Source organism: Novosphingobium umbonatum, from assembly GCF_004005905.1.
GTDB lineage: Bacteria > Pseudomonadota > Alphaproteobacteria > Sphingomonadales > Sphingomonadaceae > Novosphingobium > Novosphingobium umbonatum.
The window spans coordinates 373,900-397,263 of the sequence record NZ_SACO01000001.1 but is presented as its reverse complement, the minus strand read 5'-3'; the positions used below and the strand labels follow the sequence as shown (position 1 = coordinate 397,263).

At 61.5% G+C, this 23,364-nt stretch carries 24 protein-coding genes and 1 pseudogene; 9 read left to right on the top strand and 16 right to left on the bottom strand.

What is annotated here, in order from left to right; translation table 11 throughout:
• The first annotated feature begins 29 nt into the window (after nt 1–29).
• A complete protein-coding gene (locus EOE18_RS01740) occupies nt 30–833 on the top strand; it encodes a flagellin N-terminal helical domain-containing protein (RefSeq protein WP_127705538.1) in 804 nt (267 codons plus the stop codon).
• Between the two features lie 197 nt (nt 834–1,030).
• On the opposite strand, the gene EOE18_RS01735 is transcribed toward EOE18_RS01740, so the two are convergent.
• From EOE18_RS01735 to flgB, 16 genes are all read right to left on the bottom strand, one after another.
• Nucleotides 1,031–2,956 (bottom strand): O-linked N-acetylglucosamine transferase, SPINDLY family protein, encoded by a 1,926-nt coding sequence (locus EOE18_RS01735; RefSeq protein WP_127705536.1) that lies wholly within the window; start codon nt 2,954–2,956, stop codon nt 1,031–1,033.
• A gap of 38 nt (nt 2,957–2,994) precedes the next feature.
• On the bottom strand, nt 2,995–5,058 hold the full coding sequence (locus EOE18_RS01730; RefSeq protein WP_164852628.1) for an O-linked N-acetylglucosamine transferase family protein: 2,064 nt from the start codon (nt 5,056–5,058) through the stop codon (nt 2,995–2,997).
• Nucleotides 5,059–5,250: 192 nt separating this feature from the next.
• A complete protein-coding gene (locus tag EOE18_RS01725) occupies nt 5,251–6,252 on the bottom strand; it encodes a glycosyltransferase family 2 protein (protein WP_246027201.1) in 1,002 nt (333 codons plus the stop codon).
• A 24-nt stretch (nt 6,253–6,276) separates the two neighbouring features.
• Nucleotides 6,277–7,116 (bottom strand): flagellar motor protein MotB, encoded by an 840-nt coding sequence (locus tag EOE18_RS01720; RefSeq protein WP_127705530.1) that lies wholly within the window; start codon nt 7,114–7,116, stop codon nt 6,277–6,279.
• 15 nt (nt 7,117–7,131) lie between these two features.
• The gene (motA, locus tag EOE18_RS01715) at nt 7,132–7,995 is read right to left on the bottom strand and encodes a flagellar motor stator protein MotA (RefSeq protein ID WP_127705528.1); all 864 of its coding nucleotides are present in this window, start codon (nt 7,993–7,995) and stop codon (nt 7,132–7,134) included.
• A 52-nt stretch (nt 7,996–8,047) separates the two neighbouring features.
• Entirely contained in the window at nt 8,048–8,968 is a 921-nt protein-coding gene (locus EOE18_RS01710) for a flagellin N-terminal helical domain-containing protein (RefSeq protein ID WP_127705526.1), read from the bottom strand.
• A gap of 14 nt (nt 8,969–8,982) precedes the next feature.
• Nucleotides 8,983–10,317, bottom strand: coding sequence for a flagellar hook-associated protein FlgK (flgK, locus tag EOE18_RS01705; protein WP_127705524.1), 1,335 nt, complete (start codon nt 10,315–10,317; stop codon nt 8,983–8,985).
• Nucleotides 10,314–10,640: a rod-binding protein gene (locus tag EOE18_RS01700; RefSeq protein WP_127705522.1), complete on the bottom strand. Its 327-nt coding sequence runs from the start codon at nt 10,638–10,640 to the stop codon at nt 10,314–10,316. The genes flgK and EOE18_RS01700 overlap by 4 nt, the downstream gene beginning before the upstream one ends.
• Nucleotides 10,637–11,728, bottom strand: coding sequence for a flagellar basal body P-ring protein FlgI (locus EOE18_RS01695; RefSeq protein WP_181952994.1), 1,092 nt, complete (start codon nt 11,726–11,728; stop codon nt 10,637–10,639). Before EOE18_RS01695 ends, EOE18_RS01700 begins: the two co-directional genes overlap by 4 nt.
• Before the next feature lie 20 nt (nt 11,729–11,748).
• Entirely contained in the window at nt 11,749–12,414 is a 666-nt protein-coding gene (locus EOE18_RS01690) for a flagellar basal body L-ring protein FlgH (protein WP_246027221.1), read from the bottom strand.
• 5 nt (nt 12,415–12,419) lie between these two features.
• Nucleotides 12,420–13,208: a flagellar basal-body rod protein FlgG gene (flgG, locus tag EOE18_RS01685; RefSeq protein WP_127705518.1), complete on the bottom strand. Its 789-nt coding sequence runs from the start codon at nt 13,206–13,208 to the stop codon at nt 12,420–12,422.
• Between the two features lie 24 nt (nt 13,209–13,232).
• Nucleotides 13,233–13,985: a flagellar basal body rod protein FlgF gene (locus EOE18_RS01680; protein WP_127705516.1), complete on the bottom strand. Its 753-nt coding sequence runs from the start codon at nt 13,983–13,985 to the stop codon at nt 13,233–13,235.
• A 9-nt stretch (nt 13,986–13,994) separates the two neighbouring features.
• Entirely contained in the window at nt 13,995–14,807 is an 813-nt protein-coding gene (locus EOE18_RS01675) for a flagellar hook-basal body protein (protein WP_127705514.1), read from the bottom strand.
• A 45-nt stretch (nt 14,808–14,852) separates the two neighbouring features.
• Nucleotides 14,853–15,203: a flagellar hook assembly protein FlgD gene (locus EOE18_RS01670; RefSeq protein WP_127705513.1), complete on the bottom strand. Its 351-nt coding sequence runs from the start codon at nt 15,201–15,203 to the stop codon at nt 14,853–14,855.
• Complete coding sequence (flgC, locus tag EOE18_RS01665; protein WP_127705511.1) at nt 15,203–15,613, bottom strand: flagellar basal body rod protein FlgC; 411 nt, start codon at nt 15,611–15,613, stop codon at nt 15,203–15,205. Before flgC ends, EOE18_RS01670 begins: the two co-directional genes overlap by 1 nt.
• Before the next feature lie 2 nt (nt 15,614–15,615).
• Nucleotides 15,616–15,978, bottom strand: coding sequence for a flagellar basal body rod protein FlgB (flgB, locus tag EOE18_RS01660; RefSeq protein ID WP_127705509.1), 363 nt, complete (start codon nt 15,976–15,978; stop codon nt 15,616–15,618).
• Between the two features lie 249 nt (nt 15,979–16,227).
• Here flgB and EOE18_RS01655 point away from each other — a divergent pair.
• The 8 genes and pseudogenes from EOE18_RS01655 to EOE18_RS01620 form a co-directional block, all read left to right on the top strand.
• Nucleotides 16,228–16,794, top strand: a pseudogene (locus EOE18_RS01655) (MotA/TolQ/ExbB proton channel family protein); the annotation flags it as partial.
• A gap of 185 nt (nt 16,795–16,979) precedes the next feature.
• Nucleotides 16,980–17,465: a hypothetical protein gene (locus EOE18_RS01650; RefSeq protein WP_246027200.1), complete on the top strand. Its 486-nt coding sequence runs from the start codon at nt 16,980–16,982 to the stop codon at nt 17,463–17,465.
• Nucleotides 17,466–17,561: 96 nt separating this feature from the next.
• Nucleotides 17,562–18,107, top strand: coding sequence for a flagella basal body P-ring formation protein FlgA (locus EOE18_RS01645; RefSeq protein ID WP_246027199.1), 546 nt, complete (start codon nt 17,562–17,564; stop codon nt 18,105–18,107).
• Between the two features lie 241 nt (nt 18,108–18,348).
• Nucleotides 18,349–18,669, top strand: a complete 321-nt coding sequence (flgM, locus tag EOE18_RS01640; RefSeq protein ID WP_127705505.1) for a flagellar biosynthesis anti-sigma factor FlgM — start codon at nt 18,349–18,351, stop codon at nt 18,667–18,669.
• Entirely contained in the window at nt 18,666–19,031 is a 366-nt protein-coding gene (locus EOE18_RS01635; RefSeq protein WP_246027198.1) for a flagellar protein FlgN, read from the top strand. The genes flgM and EOE18_RS01635 overlap by 4 nt, the downstream gene beginning before the upstream one ends.
• A 325-nt stretch (nt 19,032–19,356) precedes the next feature.
• Nucleotides 19,357–20,304 (top strand): transglycosylase SLT domain-containing protein, encoded by a 948-nt coding sequence (locus EOE18_RS01630; protein WP_246027197.1) that lies wholly within the window; start codon nt 19,357–19,359, stop codon nt 20,302–20,304.
• 12 nt (nt 20,305–20,316) lie between these two features.
• The gene (locus EOE18_RS01625) at nt 20,317–22,452 is read left to right on the top strand and encodes a flagellar biosynthesis protein FlhA (RefSeq protein ID WP_127705501.1); all 2,136 of its coding nucleotides are present in this window, start codon (nt 20,317–20,319) and stop codon (nt 22,450–22,452) included.
• A complete protein-coding gene (locus EOE18_RS01620) occupies nt 22,449–23,327 on the top strand; it encodes a sigma-70 family RNA polymerase sigma factor (protein ID WP_342772618.1) in 879 nt (292 codons plus the stop codon). Before EOE18_RS01625 ends, EOE18_RS01620 begins: the two co-directional genes overlap by 4 nt.
• Nucleotides 23,328–23,364 lie beyond the last annotated feature (37 nt).

Genomic DNA, 23,364 nt, shown 5'->3' with positions numbered 1-23,364 from the left:
GTTTTTCGGGAATTGATCGGGAGCACACCATGTCTGTCATTAACACCAATGTGAACGCACTTCAGGCCAGCAATGCTTCGAACTCGGCTGCTGCCATGTCCTCGCAGGCGATGACCCGCCTGTCGACCGGCAAGCGCATTAACTCGGCCGCCGATGACGCTGCCGGTATGGCCATCGCCACGTCGATGACCTCGCAAATCAATTCGATGAATCAGGGCGTCAAGAATGCCAATGACGGCATTTCGCTGGCCCAGACCGCGCAGGGCTCGCTGGACGAAGTGACCAACATGCTGCAGCGCGTTCGCACCCTGGCCGTGCAGGCACAGAACAGCACCTATTCGTCGACCGACCGCACCAATATGCAGTCGGAAGTCAGCGCGCTGAAGACCCAGATCAACAACATCGTGACCAACACGAAGTTCAACGGCACTGCCGTGTTCGGTGCCGGTGCTTCGGATGTGACCTTCAGCATTCAGGCCGGCAATGACGCGATCACCTTGACCAGCAAGGCTTTGAACTGGACTTCCAACTCGAGCAGCCTTGATGTGTCGACCAGCGCCTCCACCACGGTGACCACGGTTGATTCGCTGCTCGGCTATGTGGCGTCGACCAACGCCACGCTGGGTGCCGGTCAGAACCAGTTGACCTCGGCGGTCAACAACATGACCAACACCTCGACCAACCTGTCGGCTGCCCGCAGCCGCATCCAGGACGCCGACTATTCGGAAGAGTCGACGGCCATGGCCAAGGCCCAGATCCTGTCGCAGGCCTCGACCGCGATGATTGCCCAGGCCAACCAGGCCCAGCAGAACGTCCTCTCGCTGCTGAAGTAAGACACGCCTAACTCCAGGCGTAGACCCGAAAGATCAGGCCCGGCCATCGTCAAGGATGGTCGGGCCGATCTGCGTTTACAGAGGTGTGTCGCAGGCACGCGGGCAAAGAAAAAGCGCGTTAGCGGCAGGTCGATGGAACCATCGCCTGCCGCTAACGCGTCAATAATGTAAGGGATGTAGGTCTTGCGCGCGACTTATTAGCCGACGTTGAAGTCCACAGGTGTCAGGCCATCCAACCGGCGCTGGTGCATCAGGCCCAAGGCCTGTTCGAAATGGCGGGTGAAAACCGCAGTATCGAACAAAGCGCAGGTCAGGCGCTGCTGCGCCAATCTAGCGCGAAGATCGCCCAGCAAGGTCGGGTTGCGCGCCAGTTCGAGCGCGAGCGCCTCATATTCCTCATGCGTTTGTGTCACCAGTTCCGGCAGGCCGGCGGCGGTCAACAGGCTGGCGCCCACTCTGGCGGCAAATTGCTCGCCCGCCATGGTCAGCACGGGCAGCCCTGCCCATAGCGCGTCGCTGGTGGTGGTATGCGCATTGACGGCAAAGCTGTCGAGGAACAGATCGGCATGGGCAATGCGGCCCAAATGATCATTATGCTGGCGCGGTTCGGCAAAGATCAGGCGTGCCGGATCGATGCCTCGGGCCGCTGCCTCCTGGCACAAATTGCTTTGCACCACGGCGTTGGATTTGAGCAGCCACAGAACCGAGCCTTCGACCTGCGCCAACAGGCGCATCCAGATGTCGAACTCGACGGGGCTGATTTTATAGGTGTGGTTGAAAGTGCAAAAAACAAAGCCAACGTCCGGCAGGCCGTGATCGGCGCGGGAGGCTTTGTCAGGATGGATGGCGCGCTGGTTGTCGTTGGGCTGATAGGAATGGGGCATCCACACCAGCTTTTCATCAAACGTGCTTTTCAGCGCGGGCGGCACAACGCGTTGGTCGACGATGGCATAATCGACCGCAAAATGGCCCATGGAACCGGGAAAGCCCAGCCATGCCACCTGCACCGGCGCCAGTCTGGCGCCCAGCAGATGCGATCGGCTATCCTTGGTAAAGCCCTTCAAATCGATCAGCACATCAAGCGATTGCGCCCTGATGTAGTCCACCGCTTCGGCATCGGACATGGCGGTGATGTCATGAAAACCGTCATGATGATCGATGGCGAACTGGCGCCACTCGTCCGGCTTTTCCCTGTCATAGGAAAAGGCGTGGAAGGCAAACCGGCTGCGATCATATTCGCGCAATACGCCCGAAAACAGACGCATCGTGGCATGTTCGTGATAATCGGCCGAAAGGAAACCGACCCTGATCCTCGCCTCGGGCAAGGGCGGCTGCAAAGCCGATGTTGGCTGCAGGAAACGCGCCAAGGCCCACCGGCGCGACCGCTGCAATTGCTTGGCGGCATTATCCTCGAAATGCAGGAACAGGCCTGGCAAATCGACCGAATGCGGGGCCCAATCGGCGGGCAGGCGGGTAAAGGCGTGATAGGCTTCAAAATCGCAAATCACGCTGAGATTGACCATCGCCTGCACATTGTCGGGCGCCAGATTTAGCACCATGCGCAAAACTTGCTGGGCTTCTGCCGCATGGCCCAGATCGACCAGCGTGACGCCCAGACTGAGCATGGCATTGGCATGGGTGGGGCACAGTTCGATCGCCCGTGCAAATTGTTGAAGCGCCATGTCATTCTGGCCCATGTCGCGCAGCAGATTGCCCAGATTATAGGGAATGTCCGCGATTTGGGGCGCCAATTCCATGGCCTGTAACAGCGCATTGGCCGCATTCTGCATTTGCCCCATGCGGCGATAGCATACGCCCAGATTGGAGAAATGCTCGGCCTTGTCCGGCTCTTGCTGGGATGCACAGGAAAACATGCGTGCCGCAGCCTGCGCATCACCGGCTTTGAGGTAAAGAGAGCCCAGAAGTTCCAGCAAAGGCACCCAGTCGGGCCATTGCACCAACAAGGCCTCGGCCTTGGGCAGGGCTTTTTGATGTTCACCGGCCTGATCCATCGCCATTAACCCGGCCAGCACTTGCACCGGCAGGCGTGATGTCGGCGGGATTGGCGCGCCAGGCCGAGCCTTACGGTTGGTGTTGGTCCGGAGCCGCAGACGGTTCGACATGGTGCAATCCTTTGGAAAAGGCCGGTGAGATCTGGATTTTACGCGAGGTCCAGATCGGCAGGCGGCAGGCCTTGCTGTTGGCGCGATTGCATGGCGGCAAAGGCAGCTTCCAGTTTCGCGGTAAAGCGCTTGGTGTTGAACAGGTCGCAATCCAGACGGTTCGCGGCCAATCTTTCGCGCAAAGCGGTCAATCGCCCGCGATCATGGGCCAGCTCCAGCGCCAGCGCTTCATAGTCTGCCTCGCTGGTGGTTGCCAATTCGGGCAGACCAGCGGCATGCAACAGGCTGGCCCCGACGCGGGCGCAAAATTGCTGTCCCGCCATGGTCAGCACCGGCAGACCAGCCCATAGCGCATCCGAACAAGTCGTGTGGGCATTTACCGCAAAACTGTCGAGGAAGAGATCGGCATGGCGCAGGCGGCCCAGATATTCATGGTGATGTGCCTTTCCGGCAAACACCAGCCTTTGCGCCGCGATACCACGCTTTTCCGCCTCGCGCCGTAGATTGCGTTCCGCCACAGGGTTGGAGCGCAAGAGCCAGAGCACGCTGTCGGGCGTCTGTGCCAGCAGGCGCATCCAGATGTCGAATTCGCGAGGGGTGATCTTGTAACTGCTGTTGAACGAGCAAAAGACAAAGCCGTTTTCGGGCAGGCCATGATGGCGGCGGCTGCCTTTGTCGGTGACGATGGGGCGCTGGTCATCATTGGATTGATAGGATCCGGCCAGCCAGACGATATTCTCGTCGAATGTATGCCTTTGTTCGACGGGCAGCACGATATGGTCGGCGATGGCATAATGCACCGACGCATGGCCCATCGAACCGGGATAGCCCAGCCAGGCAACCTGTACCGGCGCAAGGCCCGCGCCCAGCAGATGGGCGCGCGAGCCTTGGGTAAAGCCCTTCATTTCGACCAGAATGTCGATGTTCTGCTGCCTGATCGCGGCGATGGCCGCATCATCGGTCAATTCCTGAATATCGTGGAAATGCTCCACCATCTTCTTCGCGGAACGGCGGATGGGGCAGTCCATGTCCGGCCCATAGCTGAACAGGTGGATTTCGACTTTTGACCGGTCATGCTCGCGCAGAACGCCGGCAAACAAATGCATCGTGGCATGGTCATAAATGTCGGAGGACAGATAACCGATGCGGATACGGCCATCACCGGCGGGCGCGGGCTGCGGCGGGGTTGGTGCCGGTTTCAGCATGGCATGGGCGGAAAAGGCCCTGCTGCGCTCCAGTTGGTTGGCAGGATTGTCCTCAAAGGTCAGCGCGTTGAAAGGCGGTGCGGGCGGGCCGTCAGGCGCGTTGACCGGCAGGCTGCGGAAATGGTCAAAGGCGCTCCAGTCGCAGATCTGCGCCTTTTGATAGCACAGGAAGCGATCCATGACGAAATCATAGCGCGAGGCCAGTGCCTGTTCACCGGCGGCAATCGCGTCCTCGTGGCAATGGGCCGCGGCCAGCGCGTTGGCGCGATTGACCATCGCCATATGGAAATCGGGCCGCGCCTTGATGGCCAGACGGAAGCTTTCTGCCGCTTGCAAATTGTGGTTGCCATGCAGCAGCGCGGTGCCAACATTGTTGAGCGCATCGGCGTGGTTCTCGTCCAGATCCAGCACCAGCAGAAATTGCTGGAGCGCCTGTTTGAACTGGCGCTTTTCCAGATAGACATTGCCCAGATTGTAGAGTGGGTCAATTTCCTTGGGATTGATGGCAATGGCGCGTTGCAGGGCGGCTTCGGCCTCTGCCAATCGCTTTTGCTGTTTATAGGCAACGCCCAGATTGCTCCAGTTCAGCGCCTCGTTCGGGCCGTAAAGCGTGGCCTGTTCCAGCATGAAGATGGCCGCAGCGGCGTCCTGCATTTGCAACAGAATGGCCCCTGCCACGCCCAGCAGGCTGGGAGACTTGGGCCAGCGCGTCAGCATGGGCGTGATCAGATCCAGCGTTTCGCGCGGGTGGCGTGCCTTGGTGTAGGTGTCGAGCACGAGGCGCAAGGTTTGCGCAGGGGGATCACCAGCCACCGGTCCAGCGGCCTGATGGCCATGGCTGCGGGCCTTCACCGCGCTCTTTTCCGCCATGCGGCGTGCTTTGCGGGCCAGATTCATGCTGCTTTCTCCCGATGCTGGGCAGGGGATGGGGCAGTCTTTGCGTGATGTGGCAAGCAAGTCATCGTCTCGGCCATCCTGTTGGGGCAGGCCGATGATGCGGATATGCGCGGGCCTGCTGGAACTATGAATCATTCCTAAACAGGCTGGCTTAACGAAGCGCGGGCGATGGGTTAGGGGTTTATGCGAGTGCTAGCTGACCGAGGCCAGTCCGTCTTGCAAAGTTTGCAGATTATGCTGTGCCAGATGGCTGCCGCGGCCGGTTACGCTGCCTTCCAGATCGGGCCTTTCGCCAATGGCAAGGCAGGTTTGCCATGCCTTGATCGCGCGGGGGATCCAGTGGCTGATGGCGTGGGTGGGATCGATCATCGCGCTATCGAGGCATAGATTGCCCAGCACAAAGAACAGGTCGGGCGAGGCCGCATAGTCGGGTATCTCGGCTTCGGCCAATTGCAAGGCCTCATCCAGCCTGCCGGTTTGCCCCAGACAATGCAGGTGGCGCACCACCAGATCATGGCGCCATGGCGCACGGGGCGTGCTGGCCAAAGCCTTGGCATACCATTCGCAGGCCTGCACATGCTGACCATAGCTTTCGGCATCCTTGCCCAGTTGGAACTGGATATAGGCATCATCGGGATGCGCCGCCAATTCGGCCAACAGCAGCGGGAGGTTACGGCTTTGCTTGCCAATCCGCTGTGCGGTCAGATAGCCATCATGCCCGATCAGCACCGGCAGATCATGGCGTGGCAGGGTGCTGTCCACCTGCTCGTGGATGCGACCAGTAAAGCGGGCGCCACGCGGGATCAGGCGGGTGATCCAGCTGCGCACCTCCTGCGGCGAGGAGGGATCGGTGTCGTCATGGCTGATCACGCAAAGTCGGCCCAGACGTTCTCCGCCCTCGCAAAAGGCGCGCAAGGCTGCGCCGCCCTGTTCGATCCATTCATCGGCATCGATAATCAGGTTCCACGCAGCATCAGCGCATTCCAAGGCATAGTTGCGCGCGGCGGCGAAGTCATCGGGCCATGCCAGATGGTGCACCTGCGCCCCAGCTGCCAGCGCGATGGAAACGGTGCCATCGGTGGAACCCGTGTCGACTACCACAACCTTGTCCACCCAATGTTTCACACTGGCAAGACAGCGGGCCAGACAACGCGCCTCATTGCGGACGATCAGCACTGCTGCGAGATCGGTCATCTGGCCCATCTTTCAACTATCCCTTTAATTGAGCAGGATCGACATGCGGCGGTTGCGCGCATCGGCTGGATTGTCCTGAATCAGCGGCTCGCGGTCGGCCACGCCCTCGATCCGGCGGAAGCGGGTCTCGCCCAGACCATCGCGCTTCAGCGCCTGACGGGTGGCTTCGGCGCGTCCTGCGGACAGCGACCAGTTGTTGGTGGCATCGCCACGCTTCCATTGCAGCGAGTCGGTATGGCCACGAATGGTCAGATTGCCATCCTCGTCCTTCAACACGCTGCCAATAGCATGCAGCAATTGCACGGCATCGGGGGTCAGGATAGTGGTGCCCAGCTGGAACATCGAGAAATCGGCATCATCCACCATGTCGATCCGCACGCCTTCGGGCGTGGCGGTGACTTTGAGCGTGCGTGCCAGCTTCTTGAGCTTTTCCGAGGCTTCCAGCTTCTGCGCCAGCTTCTGGGTTACGCTGGCCACTTTCTTGGCGCTGGTGGCGCCTTCCTTCACGCCGCCGCTGGCATCGCGCGGAATGGTCAGCGTGCGGGTGCCGGTCTGGCCACGACGGTTGGGATAATTGTCCACCTCGGTCAGCGAGGAGCCGCCCAGCAACCCGTTGGAGCCTGCGCTGCCCTTTTTGGTGGTGACCAAAGTGGGGGTGAAATAGTCGGCAATACCCTTGCGCTGCTTTTCGGTGGTCGCGCCCAGCAGCCACATCAGCAGGAAGAAGGCCATCATGGCCGTCACGAAGTCGGCATAGGCCACTTTCCATGCGCCGCCATGGTGACCGGCAGCCACCACATTGATCTTCTTGACAATGATCGGTGCCGGTATCTCGTTTTTGCCGGGCTTTTTGGGCGGGGCCATAGGTTTAGTCCCCCTTTAACGACCGCGCAGCGCGTCGAGCAGTTCCGAAAGGCCGGGGCGGTAATCATGCGAAAGGCCAGAGCGGGCGCTTTCCACCACCAGCGGCTGGGGCCAGCCATGCAGGCTGGCGATGATCACCTGCTTGACGCAATGGAAGATCTGGGCGTCGGCCTCGTTTACCTGTTGCAGGCGGCCTGCCATCGGGCCCACGATGCCATAGGCCATCATAACGCCCATGAAGGTACCCACCAGAGCCGAACCGATCATCGCACCCAGCACCGTTGGCGGCTTGTCGATAGAGCCCATGGTTTTCACCACGCCCAACACGGCGGCCACAATGCCCAGTGCGGGAAGCGCGTCACCCAGGCCCTGAATGGCATGCTGGGGGTGTTCAAGGCCGGTCATATGGGTCTTGATGGCATTGTCCATCACGTCTTCGACCGCATGCACTTCCAGCGTGCCCGACGACACCACGATCAGCGTCAGCGTATCGCAGATCAGCGCGGTCAATTCATGGTTGGCCAGCAGACGCGGATATTCGGCAAAGATGGCCGAGCTTTTGGGGTCCTGCACATGGCTTTCCATCGCCACAGGGCCTTCGGTGCGCAGCAGCTTCATCAGCTTGGTGGTCAGGGCAATAACGTCAATATGGTCCTGCTTGTTATGGCGTGGACCTTTGAACACTTTGCCAAAACCGGCACCCAGCGCTTTGAGGCCATGCATGTCATTACCGATGATCAGTGCCGCGATACCCGCGCCGCCAATCGTCGCCATTTCGTGCGGAATGGCCTCGAACACGGGGCCAAGTGCGCCGCCGGTCATGGCGAAAACACCAAAAACGGCACCGAAGAGGACGACTAGACCAATAACGGGAAACATGGCGAACTACCCCGAGTAAGCAAGATGAGGGTGAACCGGAAAGCCAGAAGCTCTAGTTCAGCATCGAGAAGAGCGAGAGATTGGCCAGTTTGACAAAGCTGGCCTGACTGGCTTCCAGAACGGTCATTTGCTGGGTTAGTTTAGCGGCGGCCTCGGTAATATCCGTCCCGCCAATGGCGCTTTGCAGATTGGCGCGCTGGGTTTTCATCTGGGTCTGCATGTCGGTGGTGGTGTTCACCCAGGCCAGACGGGCACCCACCACGGTCTGGGTGGTGGTCACCGCTTCCAACCCCGCGCTCAGATCGGTCAGGGCGCCTTGGGCCGCGGCGATAGCATCGGCGGTGGAGGTGGGATTCTGCAGGGCACTGGCCAGATTCTTGACCACCGAGAGCAGATCCTTCGACGTGCCGCCCGAGGTGAAGGTCAGGAATTCAGGGCCGGTGACACCCGTGGTCACCGACAGGCCGGGGCCGAGATCAATCGTCGCCGCGCTGGCCGAACCATTATAGGTGGCATTGCCCGAAGCGTCCAAAGTATAGGCAGCACCGGTACCCTGCCCCGCGAACAGGGCATCGCCATTGGTGTCCTTCACATTGGCCAGATTGGTCAGGTTGTTGTAATAGGCTGCGATCTGGGCGCCCACAGCGGCACGGTCGGTCGTGCTGAGCGTCGAGGAAGCGGCCTGCGTGGCCAGCCTCTGGATGTCGATCACAATATTGGAAAATTCGGACAGGGTGCTGTCGGTCTGCGTCAGGCGCGTCTTGGCCATCGTGGTGTTCGACGTATCGGCCTTGGCCAAAGTGTCCGAGGCCTGCAGTGCGCGCATTTGCGCGGCGGCCAAGGGGTCATCATAGGAACGTACGATCTTGTCGCCGGTGCTGATCTGGACCTGCAGATCCTCGGTCTGCTTGCGCAGCTTGGTCAGATTATAGACGGCGCCATCGTAGAAGGCACTGGTGCTCACACTGGTCATCGCAAGAGTCCTCCTTACAGATTCAGCAATTGGTCGAAGAGAGTATTAGCTACCTGAATGACCTTACCCGAAGCCTGAAAGGCCTGTTGGTATCTGACCAGATTGGCCGCTTCGGTATCAAGGTCGACACCGGCCTGGCTGGCCAGCGCGGTCGAGGCGTTCGAGGCGATGGTTTCCAACGTATCGCGGGTGGTGGTGTTGCTGGAAACCGCGCTGTTCAGCTGGAAAATCAGATCGTTGAGGTTGCCGCTGGTCTTGTCGGTGCTCATCGTGCTCAACATGCTGGTCAGGTTTGACGCATTCATGCTGTTGGCGGCCGAGCCCGAAGGGGCGGCGGCGATCTGGCTGCCGCTGGTTAAGGAAACCGCCATGTCGGCTGCGCCCGTGCCGCTGAACATCGCGGTGCCGGTGGTGCCGTTCAGGTCAACGCCGGCAGCCTGCGCGGTGTTGATCAGATCCATCAGGTCTTGAGCCTGAGTGTCCAGATCGTCCATCGCGCTGATACCTGCGGCAATCCCTTGCTGATAACCGGCCAGCGTTCCGCCCGACAAAGTGGCGGGCAGGGATCCGACCGAGAAGCTGATCGCGCCGCTGGTTGCGGTGGCCATGGTCACGGTGCCAGCGGTGATATTGCTGACCAGTGCAGGCCCGCTCGAACCGCCCAGTTGCACCGAGACGGTGTTATTGGCGTTGAACGTGGTGGTGATATCGGCGATCTTCGACATCTTTTCCAGAATGGCATCGCGCTGGTCGAGCAGCGTGGCGCTATTGCTGGCCGGATCGGTGTCGGTGGCGATGGTCATGTTCAGCTTGGCCAGACTGGTGGCCAGATCGTTCAGATTGCTGACGCCATCGGAAGCGCCTTCCTGCATGCCGGTGATGGCCGATTGCAGGGATTTGGCGGCTACGTTGAAGCTCTGCGCCAAGGTCTTACCGCTTTCCAGCGCATTGGCGCGCAGGGCGGAATCGGTGGGCGTGGAGGTCAGCTTGGTCAGCGCGGCCTGAAAATTGATCAGCGAGTCATAGACGCCCGAAGTTTCCACCGCATTGCTGACATTGGTCAGCCCGCTGACCAGCGTATCGGCGCGGCTGGAATCCGAAGCGGTGCGTCGCACCTCCGATTGCAGGAAAGCGTCGGCATTGCGCACAATGCCCGCCACCCGCACACCAAATTGCGAGATGTCGCCATAGCTGCCCACCGAATCCTGCACCGACAGTTCCGACAGCGTCACGCTGCGGCGGACATAGCCTGCGGTGGAGGCATTGGCGATATTTTGCGCGGTAATATCCAGCGCGGCGCGGGCGGCCTTGGTGCCACTGGCGGCGATATGGATCATATTGGAGGTCATTTTGCGCCTCCCTGGGCGGTGGTGGAACTGGTGGTTTGCGTCTGGCGCGTCAATTGCGCCTCGATCATCTTGGCAAAGCCCAAAGTGCCGCGTTGGGCGACGGTGTCGGCGAAATTGGAATCCTGCATCTCGCGGAAGGTTTTGGTGCCTTCGTTGGTGAACAGCGTGTTTCCGAAATCGACCTTGCGCGCTTCGGACAGCATCTGGCGCAGCAGCATGGATTCAAACTTCTGTGCCGCTTGCTTGATCTGGGCGCTGTTGGCCGAGGTGGATGTGGTCTCGGTTGCCGTGCTGGAGACGGGCGAGGTCGAAATCTTGCTCATATCACCACCATCTCCGCCTTGAGCGCGCCGGACTGTTTGAGCGCTTCGAGGATCGCCACCAGGTCGGACGGCGTGACGCCCAGCAGGTTCAGCGCATCGACGATCTTGGACAGCGAGGTGCCACCTTTCAGCATCGCAACATGGGCCTTTTCTTCCTCGGCGCTGATGTTGCTGTTGGGCGTGACGGTGGTCTGGCCGTTGCTGAAAGGCGCAGGTTGCGAGACGCGGGGCTTTTCATCGATCCGCACGGTCAATTTGCCATGGCTGACAGCGGCGGGCGACAGGCGCACCGCATTGTTGATCACCACTGTGCCGGTGCGGCTGTTGACGATCACGCGGGCAGCAGCCTCGGCAGGCGTCACATCGATCATTTCCACCGCGGCCAGAATGGACGAGCGCGTATCGGCCCCATCGGGCAGGCGCAGCGCCACGGTCACGGCATCTTCGGCGGCGGCCATGCCGGGGAAGCGGGTGTTGATCGCATCGCGCACGCGCTGGGCGGTCAGGAAATCGGCGGTGTTGAGGTTGTAACGCAGCAAGGGCGCCTTTTCGAAACCGGTGCTCACCGCGCGTTCGACGCTGGCCCCTTCGGCAATGCGGCCCGTGGTGGGGATATTGACCGAAAGCTGCGAGCCATCCTTGGCGGCAATGCCCAGACCACCCACGGCAAGGTTGCCCTGTGCCATGGCGTAAATCTGGCCATCGGCACCATACATGGGCGTCAGGATCAGCGCCCCGCCGCGCAAGGACTTTGCCTTGCCGATGGCAGAGACAGTAATGTCGATCCGCTGACCCGGCTTGGCAAAGGCGGGCAGGTCGGCGGTGACCAGCACGGCAGCGGCATTTTTCAGGCCGGGCGCAACGCCGGGCGGCAATTGCAGGCCCATCCGGCCCGACACGCCCTTCATCGCCTGCGTCAGATATTCCAGCGTATCATCGCCGGTGCCATCAAGGCCGACCACAATGCCATAGCCGGTGAGCTGGTTGCTACGCACGCCTTGAAAGCTGCCCAGATCGCGCACACGTTCGGCATGCAGCGGGGCGGCCATCATCATGGCGGCGATAAAAAGGATAAGGCGGGAGATCATACGCATGGCGGGCCTCTCCATCAGAACGGGCTGATGTAGCTGAAGAACTTGTGCAGCCAGCCTTCGCGCGCGCTTTGCGCCACGGTGCCATCGCCAGCATATTCGATCCGTGCATCGGCCACCTGACTGGACAGCACCTGATTGGCCCCGTCCACGTCGGCAAGGCGCACGATGCCAGAAAACTGGATCCACTCCTTGCCCTGGCTCAGCAGCATGCGTTTCTCTCCTCGCACCAGCGCGGTGCCGTTGGGGCGGACTTCGGCAATGGTGACGGCAATCACGCCATTGAACGTGTTCGTCTGCGAGGCATTCCCCGCACCATTGAACGACGCGGAACCTGAAGCATTAAGGGTGCCCGGTGTAATTGCCAGCGGTCCGACCGAGGGCGGGGTAAGGGCGGTGCTGCCCGCGCGTGAGCTTTTGTTCGCGGCCGACTTGGTGGTGCTGGTGCTTTCGCTCAGCAGGATGGTCAGAACATCGCCCACCCGCTGTGCCCGCGCGCCCGACACCAGCGACACGTAACCCATGGCCGCCGAGAAAATGGCGCCATCGGCCGCCGGAGCATTGCCCGGCATGGCGGGCAGGGTGGCATCGAAGCCTTTGGAAGGGCGGCGTCCGGCCTGCGCCGGTGCGGCGACCAGCGCCAGCATGGTGCACAGGGCAAGGAGCGAGGGGCGGTTCATCATCTGTCTCACAGCGTCTGGTTGGCGTTTTTGAGCATTTCATCGACCGAGGAGATCATCTTGGAATTGATCTCGTAGGCGCGCTGGCATTCGATCATGTCCACCAGTTCGGTCACGATGTTGACGTTGGACTGTTCCAGATAGCCCTGTTTCAACGAGCCGCGCCCCGCCGTGCCGGGCTGGCCGATCTGGGCCACGCCGCTGGCGCCGGTTTCCTGATAGAGATTGTCGCCCAAAGCCTGCAAAGCGGTGGGGTTGGGAAAGCTGGCGATGGTCAGCTGGCCCACCTGTGTGGCCACGCCCGAACCGGGCAGGATGGCCGAAACCGTGCCGTCATCCGAAACGGTGATCGAGGTGGCGCCGGTGGGAATGGTGATTGCCGGTTGCACCACATAGCCCGAGGAATTGACCAGCTGTCCTTCGGCCGAGAGCGAGAAATTGCCCGCCCGCGAATAGGCCAGATTGCCGGTGGGCAACAGCACCTGAAAATAGCCCGCGCCCGAAACCGCCAGATCCAGCGCATTGCCGGTCGAGCTCATCGTGCCCTGCTCGTCGATGCGGGTGGTCGATTGCACACCCACACCGGTGCCAAGGTTGAGGCCGGTGGCGAAAGTGGACTGGTTGGACGATTGCTGACCCGCCACGCGCAGGTCCTGATAGGCCAGCGTCGAGAAATTGGCGCGGTCGCGTTTATAGGCGGTGGTCGCCACGTTGGCCAGATTGTTGGCAATGACGCGCATACGCGTGTCTTGCGCTTCCAGACCGGTACGGGCGACTTGCAGGGCGGAGGAGGACATGGGCTTTTTCCCTTTTATCTAAAATCAGCCAGAGGTGCCGGAAATGCGCAGCAGCGCCGTGCTGGATTGATCGACATCGCGGGCGGTGGCGATCAGCTTGGTACGGATATCGAACAGGCGCTGCGAGCGGATCATCTCGGTCAGCACATCGGTGGGGTTGACGTTGGATTGTTCCAGACTGCCGACCACCACTTGCCCGTTTTCGTCATTGGGCAGCACGCCGCCACCCACCACGCGGAACAGGCCGTCCAGGCCTTTGGAGATCGAGCTGCCAGCGGGGCTGGCCAGCTTGATCTTGTCCACCGGCTGCGGGGGCAGATTGGGGGTTTCCGGATTGGCCACCAAGACCGAGCCATCAGGGCCCAGCGAGATTTGCGCGTCGAGCGGCACGGTGATCGGCCCCCCATTGCCGATCACCGGACGCCCGTCTCCATTTTCCAGAACGCCCGTGGGCGATACGGTCAGATCTCCACGGCGGGTATAGGCTTCGGTGCCATCCTGCGCTTGAACCGCCATCAGGTCATCGCCTCGCATGGCAATGTCCAGCTTGCGGCCCGTGGCGGTCATGGCGCCAGCGTCCATATTCGCGCCCTTGACCTCGCCTTCGGCCATGGCCCGCGCTTCGAGCGAGGGGCCTTTGAGCGTGATAGGCGTGGTATAGAGCATTTCGGCTTTGAAGCCGACGGTCTGGGCGTTGGCCATGTTGGACGCGATAACCCTTTCGCGGGTCATCGAGTCTGTCATGCCGGACACCGCCGTGTAGATCAGCCGGTCCATATCTTACCCTTACGAGCGCAGGTTGATCACCGCGTCGGAGATGGCGGTGGAGGTGTCGATCGCCTTGGCATTCGACTGGAAATAACGCTGGGCGGTGATGAGGTTCACCATTTCGGTGGCCATATCGACGTTGGAACCTTCCAACTCGCCCGACAGGATCTGGCCCATGCCGCCCGTGGTGGGCTGGTTATAGTTGGCCATGCCCGACAGGCCGGTGGCCTTCCAGTTCTGGTTGCCGGTTTGCAACAACCCGCTGGTCGAGGCGAAGGATGCCAGCGCGACCTTGCCGATCGTGGCGGTGGTGCTGTCGTCATAGGAGACGACAATCGAACCATCGGTCTTGATCTGCACGCCTGCATATTTGCCGCCCGAGGCATTGTCGGCGGTCAGCTGGATGCTGCTGGGGGTGGTGGCATAGGTGCCAGAAGCCGAGTCATAGGCCAGCAATTGCAGGCGGTTGTTGTTCGGATCGACGATATAGCCATCGCTGTCGGTGCTGAACGAACCATTGCGGGTATACATCAATTCGCCGGTCAACGGGTTTTCCAGCGTGTAGAAACCTTCGCCATTGATCGCCATATCCAGCGCAGCGCCGGTGGCCATCATCGGGCCGCTGGTGAAGTTCTGTTCAATCGACTTCACCATCGAGCCGATGCCCTGCACCAGCTTGGGGTTGGTATAGGCCGAACCGGCGACCAGATCCGAGAAATTCACGCGGCTTTTCTTGAAACCGGTGGTTTCGGCATTGGCCAGATTGTTCGAGATGACGTCCAGTTCAGTCTGGGCGTTTTTCAAACCGTTGAGAGAAATCGTGAAGGCCATGGGGGTGTCCTTTTGGTCGTGGGTGGGAAATTGTGGCGATCAGGCTCAGGCCGTGGTGGTCGAGGTTCCGGCGGCGCTTTGCGAGGCGATGATCGTGTCCAGCTTGTCGGCGATGACCGTCATATTGTTGTTCAGATCGGTCAGCGTCTGGAGCTGGTCATTCATCTCGGTCGAGGTGGTGTTGAGGCTGGAAATGCCCGACAGGGTCGAGAACTGGGCCATCTGGGCCACCATCTGGCTGTTGTCGGTCGGTTCGGTCGGGTCCTGATATTTCAGCTGCGTGGTCAGCAGGCTGATGAAATCGGAAAAGCCGAGCGAACTGGCGCTGGAGGTCGAGCTGGTCGAACTGGTGCCGGTGGTCGATGTGGTCGAAGAGGTGGAGGAAACAGTGGTCATCACTTCATCCTTATGGTGTCGAGCATGAGCTGCTTGGCGGTGGAGAGGGTTTCGACGAGGTTTTGGTACTGCCGCGAGGAATCGAGCATCTCGACCATCTCGGCATTTTCATCGACGGGCGCGGCCCACACATCGCCATTGGCGTCGGCTAGAGGATGGCCGGGGCTATGCTCGCGGATCGGGGTGGCGCTGGAACGGTAAACGCCGGAAACCTTGACGGTAGACAGGCCGTTGGCCTTGTCGACCTGTTCGGCGAACACCGCCTTGAGCGGGCGATAGGCATCCTGCTCGGTGGCGGATACCACGCCGGCATTGGCCAGATTGGAAGCGGCGGTGTTCATACGCACCAGCTGCGAGGACATGGCCCGACCGGCCACGTCGAACAGGTTCATGGGGGCGGTGCCAGCCATGGTCAGTCTCCCTTGATAGCGCGTTTGATCTGGTCAACGCGCGCGGTCAGAAAGGTGAGGGTGGAGGAATAGCCGACCGAGTTCTGCGAGAAGGCGACCTGTTCGACGCCCATTTCCACCGTGTTGCCATCCAGGCTGGGCATGACCGGCACGCGATATTGCACCGCGGCCTGGCTGGCCTTTTCGGTGGAGGCGCCATTGATGCGGGCCTTCAGCGCCGAATTGAAGTCAATGTCCTTGGCCTTGTAACCGGGCGTGGCGGCATTGGCGATGTTGGAGGTCAACACGCCCATGCGCTGCGCACGCAGTTCCAGCGCCATGCCATGGACGCCAAACAGGCCGGTATTGCTCGCAGGATCACTCATAATTTCTTCCATTCCTCGCGGAAAAGGGATTGGCCCTGATGGAAAAGCAAAGGGCGTGCCAATTTCGTGATGTGGGCCGGATTGGTGGTTTTTATGCTGGCTTGCCCCCTGTTTTCGGGGCTTTTGCAGGATGGGCGGCAGGCGCTTGCCGGTCGGCGGCAAATCCTGTCCCGCGGGCTTAATGTTTTTGCCTGCCTTGCCGTTCTTGGCGGGAGGAAGTGAAAGGCACGCAATCTCCATGGTCACGCGATGAATCTTGCCAGCATGTTCGATGGAACCACCGCCACGATTGTTCTGGGCGGCACGCTGCTGGGCACTTTGCTGCGCTGTGGTCTGGGGGATGTGGGCGATACGTTCACCTCGCTGGGGCGGGCTTTGGGCAAACGCAGCGCCTATAATGGCGGCAATGTGCGGGCCCGCATGGCCAGAGTGGTGCGCGACATCCAGCAGGATGGTTTGCTGCGCTCTGATCCCTTGCCCACAGGCGATGCCGATTTTGATGCCGCGCTCCATGCTTTGGTGGGCAAACGCTCGGTGGCGGCGTTCAAGGCGGTGCTGGCCGAACAGCGCCGCCTGCGTCTGGCCCCGGCCGAGGCGGCGATCCGCACGCTGTTACAGGCGGCTGAACTGGCGCCGGTGTTTGGTCTGGCGGGCACTTTGCTGTCTTTGTCCAAAATGCCGTCCGACGGGATCGACCGCAGCGCCTATATGGTGGCGATCGGCATGGCGGTGCATGCCACGCTTTATGGTCTGATGGCGGCCAATCTGCTGCTGGCCCCCTTAGCGCGGTTGATCGAGCGCCGCGCAAGGACCGAGGAAGTTGAACGGCAGGCCTTGATCGACTGGGTCGAATATGAACTGGCCGATGCTTTTATGGTCCGGCACGACCGGCGCCATGCCGAACAGCCCGTGCCTGTGCCCGCAGAATTCCACCATGATGCCCAAGGCCCCAAAGCGGGCGAGGTCTATGACATCATGATGCAACGGACAGGCAACGCGGCGTGACTGTTTCGCGGCTGGAAGAAGGCGGCGCTCTATTCGTGCCGCGCAGCGGGGTGAGCTGGCAGACGATGCTGGCCGATCTGGCGCTGATCCTGTTCATGGTCACCGCTGCGGCCATGGCCGATGCGCCAACCAAGCCTAAAGAGCCTTCCGCTCCGCCTCCCGCCGCAGCGCCGGAGCCGCCGGTGCAGTCCGAGCCCTTGGCGGTTTGGCGCTTTGCCCCCGATGGGCCGGCGCTGGGGCCGTGGATTGCCAGCCAGCAGCCCGACCCGCGCCAGCAATTGACGATTACCTTGCGCTATAATCCGGGGCAGCAGGCCGCCGCCTTGGCGCAGGGCAGCGCTTTGGCAGCATCTGCGCGGGAGTTTGGCGGGCCAACAGGGGCGCGGGCGCGGATCATTCTGGAGCCATCGGCGCAGGAGGAACGTCTGGAAGCCGTAGCGGCTCTGGCCTTTGACCAGAATGCGGGCGCCACTCCTCCATAACCGTCACTCCTCCATAAATGGCACAAGATTTGCTTTACCTCTGGCAATGGTGAGTGGACCCTCCGGCCCACCCGCGCTGCAAGAGTGAGCAACCGCATGATGTCGCCTAAAGCTATCCTGACCCGCTCGGTAATTCTGGCCGCTGGCCTTGCATGGCTTTGCCCAATGCCCGCCAGTGCCGCCTATGCCAACACGCCCGCTTCGCCCTTCACCGATCTGACCGAGATCGACCGTGAGGTTTCGGCCTTTACCGGCAAATCGATCGGGCAAAGCGGCGGCGCAATGATGCCGGTTGATCGCCGGTTGCGGCTCAATTCTTGCCGGTCCCCCTTGGCCCTGTCATGGCGCACCACGCGGCGCGACAGCGTATCGGTGCAATGTCCCGATCCGGGCAGCTGGCGCATCTTTGTGCCGGTGCGTGTCGAGGAAGGCGGGCAGGTGATTGTCATGCGCGGCGAGGCGGTGTCGATCTCGGTGGTGGGCGATGGCTTTGCCGTGTCGCAACCGGGCGAGGCGATGGATGCGGGCGCTGTGGGCGACTGGATCCGCGTGCGCGGGTTGAAGGATGGCTCGCCGCGTGGCGATGCCATGCGCGGGCGGGTTGTTCGTCCCGGTGAAGTGGAAGTTCCCCTGCGGAACTGAGCGACCGGCCAGAACTGATTCAAGGCGCGGACCTGATCCATCGGGCATCTGAGTCTTATCCCCTACACCTTTGACTCGCTGAATAAGCGTTATTTTCACCAATGGCTTGGCATATAGCGCCAGGCCATTGATGCTGTGTTCCGGCAAAAAGCGGCAAAGTTCCGCAAAAATTTTCCGGCCAGCCCTTAACACCTCCCCGCCCAGACCGTTCTTGTTCGTGTAAGAAGCAAGGAGCGGTGCGATGTCCAGTATTGGATCCGGCCCTGGCATTGGTTCTGGGCCAAATGTCGAAGTCAATGCGGTGCGGGGCCTGAGCGCGACCGATAAGGGTGCGGGCTCGTCCAGCGCCATTGCCAATAATGTGTCGAGCGTTCCGGTCGCCAGCGGTGACCAGGCCTCGGTGGTGTCGAGCACTACGTTGAGCGCGGGCACTGTGCCTGTGGACGCTGAACGTGTGGCCACCATCAAAAAGGCGATCGAGAACGGTAACTATCCTGTCATCCCCACCAAGATCAGCGATGCGATGATCGCGGCGGGCATGTTGTTGCGAGTGGCGAAATGAGCAAGACGACCAAGCGTTCCAAACCCTCGGCCTCGCTGCGCGACAATCTGCGGCAGATGGTTGCCGTTTTGCAGGAAGAACGGCAGGCTCTGTCCGAGCTGGACCTCGATGGCATTATGGGCTCGGCCTATAACAAAACCTCGCTGTGCGACACGCTGGAAAGTTCCAATCCGGCCGAGATGGACGAGGAATGCCGCGGCCTGCTCGAAGCGGCCAAGCGCCTCAACGAGGTGAACCGTCAGGTGCGCAATCTGATTTCGGCCAATGTGGCCGCGCGTCTGGAGGCTCTGACCGGCCGTGGTGCGCTTTATCGCGCCCCCGGAGCGCCCGCGGCCTATGCCTACGCCGGAGCACGCGGCTAAGGCCAATCCTGCTCTCGGGCCGGATTCCCGCTTCTGTCCGGCCTTGCGCCAGCCATGTACGGGCTGGCGGGGTTTGTCTGTGGCAATTGGACATCTGTTTCCGGCAAATGGCTACAATCCGGCAGGGCGGCAGCATCCGGCAAAGCGCCGCCGCTATCCGGCAAAAGCCCTAAATCACAAGTTTTTGTTAACCCCGCCCGATCGGCCCTTCAGGACGATTTTGCGGGGTTTTTCTATGCCTTGCGCAAATCTGGCTCCTGGCGCGGCGCAATTGGCACGCGCTTTGCTTCAATGGCTCCGAACCCTTTTGCCTCAGGAGCTAGGCTTGAGTCAGCCAGATACATGGGCCGCCGGATGGCTGCCTTCCACCGCTTCCGGCCAGACCGGCGATACCACCGATAGCGTGCGTGCTGCCATTGCGCGAGCCTCGCAGGCCAAAGGCGTGGACTTCTCCTATATGCTGGCGCAGGCAAGGCTGGAATCCAGTCTGAACCCCAATGCGCGGGCCTCCACCTCCAGCGCGGCTGGCCTGTATCAATTCACCAATGCCACTTGGCTGGATACGGTGCAAAAGCATGGCGGCATGCTGGGCATTGGCGCAGGAGGCGTTGGTTTGGCCGATCCAACCTCGCGGGCGCAATTGCTGGCCTTGCGCCACGATCCCGATGCTTCCGCCATGATGGCGGCCAGTCTGGCCAGCGATAACCAGAATGCCCTGACCGGCATTCTTGGGCGGCAGCCTGACTCGACCGAATTGTATCTGGCGCATTTCCTTGGCGTCGAAGGCGCGGGTAAGTTCCTCTCCGCGCTCAACACCGATCCCTCGCAATCGGCAGCGGCCGTTCTGCCGCGCGCGGCGGGGGCCAACCGCTCGATCTTCTTTGACGATAGCGGCAGCCCGCGCTCGGTGGGTCAGGTGATGGCCATGCTGCGCAACCGCATGAACAATGCCATGCAGGCCGAGGGCGGCGCTGGCGGCTTTGACTCGCTGGCCATGGCCGGAGTTGGTTATGGCAATCTGGATTACGCCTCGGTGGCCCAGCCTGGTTTTGGTCCCTTGGGTGCCAATCAGGCCCCGGCCGAACCGTTTGGCGGCCCCATCGCGCAAGAATTCGCCAGTGCCCGTCAGGAAATGGGCGGCACCTCCTTCGCGCCGGTGCGTTCCATGGCCGATACGTTGGAAGCCGCCTTTGGCGCGGTGGGCAATGCTCTGGCTCCCGCCCCGCAATTCGTCCGCAACGCCTACAGCAGCCTTAAGGCGCTGGGTCTTTAAGCAGGGAATGGCATGAACAAGTTGCTATCTGTCGCCAGCCCGCAATCGCTGCTGCTACCGGCGGGCATTTTGACCATCATCGTATTGATGGTGGTGCCGATCCCTGCGGTGATGCTGGATCTGTTCTTCGTGTTCAACATCGCCCTTTCGGTGGCGGTGTTGATGGCTTCGATGAACGCGGCCAAGCCGCTGGATTTCTCGTCCTTCCCCACCGTCTTGCTGTTCGCCACCTTGCTGCGCCTAGCGCTGAACGTCGCCTCCACCCGCGTGGTGCTGGTGCATGGGCATGAAGGATCGGCAGCGGCAGGCCATGTGATCGAGGCCTTTGGCGCCTTCCTGATCGGTGGCAATTTCGCGGTCGGTATCTTCGTGTTCCTCATCCTGATGATCATCAATATGGTGGTGATTACCAAGGGTGCGGGCCGCGTGTCGGAAGTGTCGGCCCGTTTCACTTTGGACGCTATGCCCGGCAAACAGATGGCGATTGACGCCGATCTGGCCGGTGGCCTGATCACGGCGGATGAAGCGCGCACCCGTCGCCGCGAAGTCACCACCGAGGCTGACTTTTACGGTTCGATGGATGGTGCCAGCAAATTCGTGAAAGGCGACGCGATTGCCGCGCTGCTGATCCTTGGCGTCAACGTTATCGCCGGTTTCTGCCTTGGCATGATCTCGCATGGCATGTCGGCGGGCGATGCGGCCTCTAGTTATATCAGCCTTGCCATTGGCGACGCGCTGGTGGCGCAGGTGCCTGCGCTGCTGCTCTCGATTGCTGCCGCTGTCATCGTCACCCGCGTTACCGACAGCCGCGACCTTGCCGGACAGATCGGCGGCCAGTTTGCCGATCCGCACACATGGTTGCCGGTGGCGGGCATTCTGGGCGCGATTGGCATGATCCCCGCCATGCCGCAGACGGTGTTCCTGCCTGCTTCGGCCGCCGCCTTCTTTCTGTGGCGCAAGCTGAAAGCCCGCGAAGACCGCGCCAAGGCGATTGCCGCCGCTCCCCCGCCGCCGGTCAAGGTCGATCCGTCCAAGATCACGCTGGAGGAAGTGTCCGATCACACGCTGGTCACTATCGAGCTGGGCTATGGTCTGGTGCAGCTGGTGGACGAACGCCGCGGGGCTCCGCTGGTCAGCCGGGTTACCGGTGTGCGCAAACAGCTCTCGCAAGGCTTCGGCTTTATCGTCCCGCCCTTCCGCGTCCGTGACTCGCTGGATGTGCCGCCCAATGATTATCGCATCCTGCTGGGCGGGGTGGCGATTGGCGGGGCAACGATCCGCGTGGACAAGGTGCTGGCGATTGACGCTGGCGAGGCCAACCCCCGCGCCAATCTGCAAGGCGTACCCACGTCCGATCCCACCTTTGGCTGCCCTGCCTTGTGGATCGAACCGGCGCAGCGCGATCTGGCGATTGCCGAGGGCTATCTGACCGTCGATGCCAGCACGATCATTGCCACCCAGCTCAACCAGTTGCTGGCCGAACGCCCGCATGCCCTGCTCAGCCCCGACGAGGTCAAGGCTCTGCTCGAAGCGCTCAAGACCCGCAATGCAGGTCTGGTGGAAACCGTCTACCCAAGCCCGCTGACGCTGGCCGGTATGACCCGCCTGCTGCGCAACCTGCTGGAAGACGGCATCTCGATCGCCCATCCTCTGCCCATCCTGTCCAGCATTGCCGTGGCCGTGCAGCAGACGCAGGAACACGACCGCATCGTCGATCTGGTCCGCGCCGATCTGGGCTCGCAAATTGTCGCCCGCGTCTGCTCGCCCAGCGACCGTCTGCCGGTCGTAACGCTGGAAGCAGGGCTGGAGGCCACGATTGCCAATGGCATGATCGATCCGGTGACCGGTCAGCCTGTGGTCGAGCCCGATCTGGCCCGCACCATTGGCGAGCGGATGAGTGCCATCCTGTCCCAGCGCGGCCCCGGTTCCAGCGTCGCCCTGATCGTCCAACCGCGCCTGCGCCGCGCCATGGCGGGCCTGCTCCGCCTGCGCAGCCCCGGCTGTGTGGTGATGTCCATTGCCGAATTGCCCGAAACACAACCTGTCGAAGTGATCGCCGTGGTGGGTGGAGAGCCTCCAGCGCCGAGGGGGCTGCCCGCTCCTGACGCCGCCCACAACACCACGCAGCCCGAAAGAATGGCCGCATGAAGCACGATCCCAAAGCCTTTGTTCCGCAAGTTGATGGTGGCCCGCAGCCGGTGAAAGCGCCGGAGGATATGCCAAACTTGCCCGCTACCCCGTCCGGTCCTCCGGTCAGCGCCCGCAGGGCAGGGGCCGTGCGCGCCTATGCTGGCCCCGGTCCGCGCCGTGACCGCACCGCCCGCGATGCCTATGCTGGAGACACCGCCGACCGCGTCCGCCGCTTTCTGCCCATGGTGCGCCGACTGGCGTGGCATCTGCAAGGGTCTGGCCGCGATGGCATCGAGGTGGAGGACCTGATGCAGGCGGGCCTTGTCGCGCTGACCGAATGTTCACAGCGGCATAACGGGCCGGGCGAGGATGGCTTTGCCGCCTATGCCAAGATGCGGGTGCGCGGGGCGATGGTCGATCTGATCCGCCGCCATGTGCCTTTGTCCCGCGGGGCGGTCGAGCGCCGAAGGATGATGCGCGAAAAGGCGCAAGTCCTGACCGGCCAATTGGGCCGTGAACCGCATGATACCGAACTGGCCGCCGCCATGGGGATTACTCTAGGGGAGTTGGAAGCCTTGCGCTCTTCGTCGGAACCTTTGCGTTTTGAAAATATTGATGACGCCTATTCGGACAGCAATCCTGCCTTTGCCGATGAAAGGCCCGATAGTCTGGACTTGCTGGCCGATGAGCAGATGCGTTCCAGCGTGGCGGGCGCCATCGGCGATTTGCCCGAGCGTTTGCAGATGGTGATCCAGCTCTATTTTGTCGAAGAGCTCAATCTGGCCGAAATCGCCGAGGTGCTGTCCGTCTCCATCCCGCGCGTTCACCAGTTGAAAGCGCAGGCGCTCGATCGTTTGCGCAATGCGTTAAAAGACGTGGCGGAGATCCTTTGAGGCCAGCGGGCCACGCTATACGTTAGTCTGTCAAGCC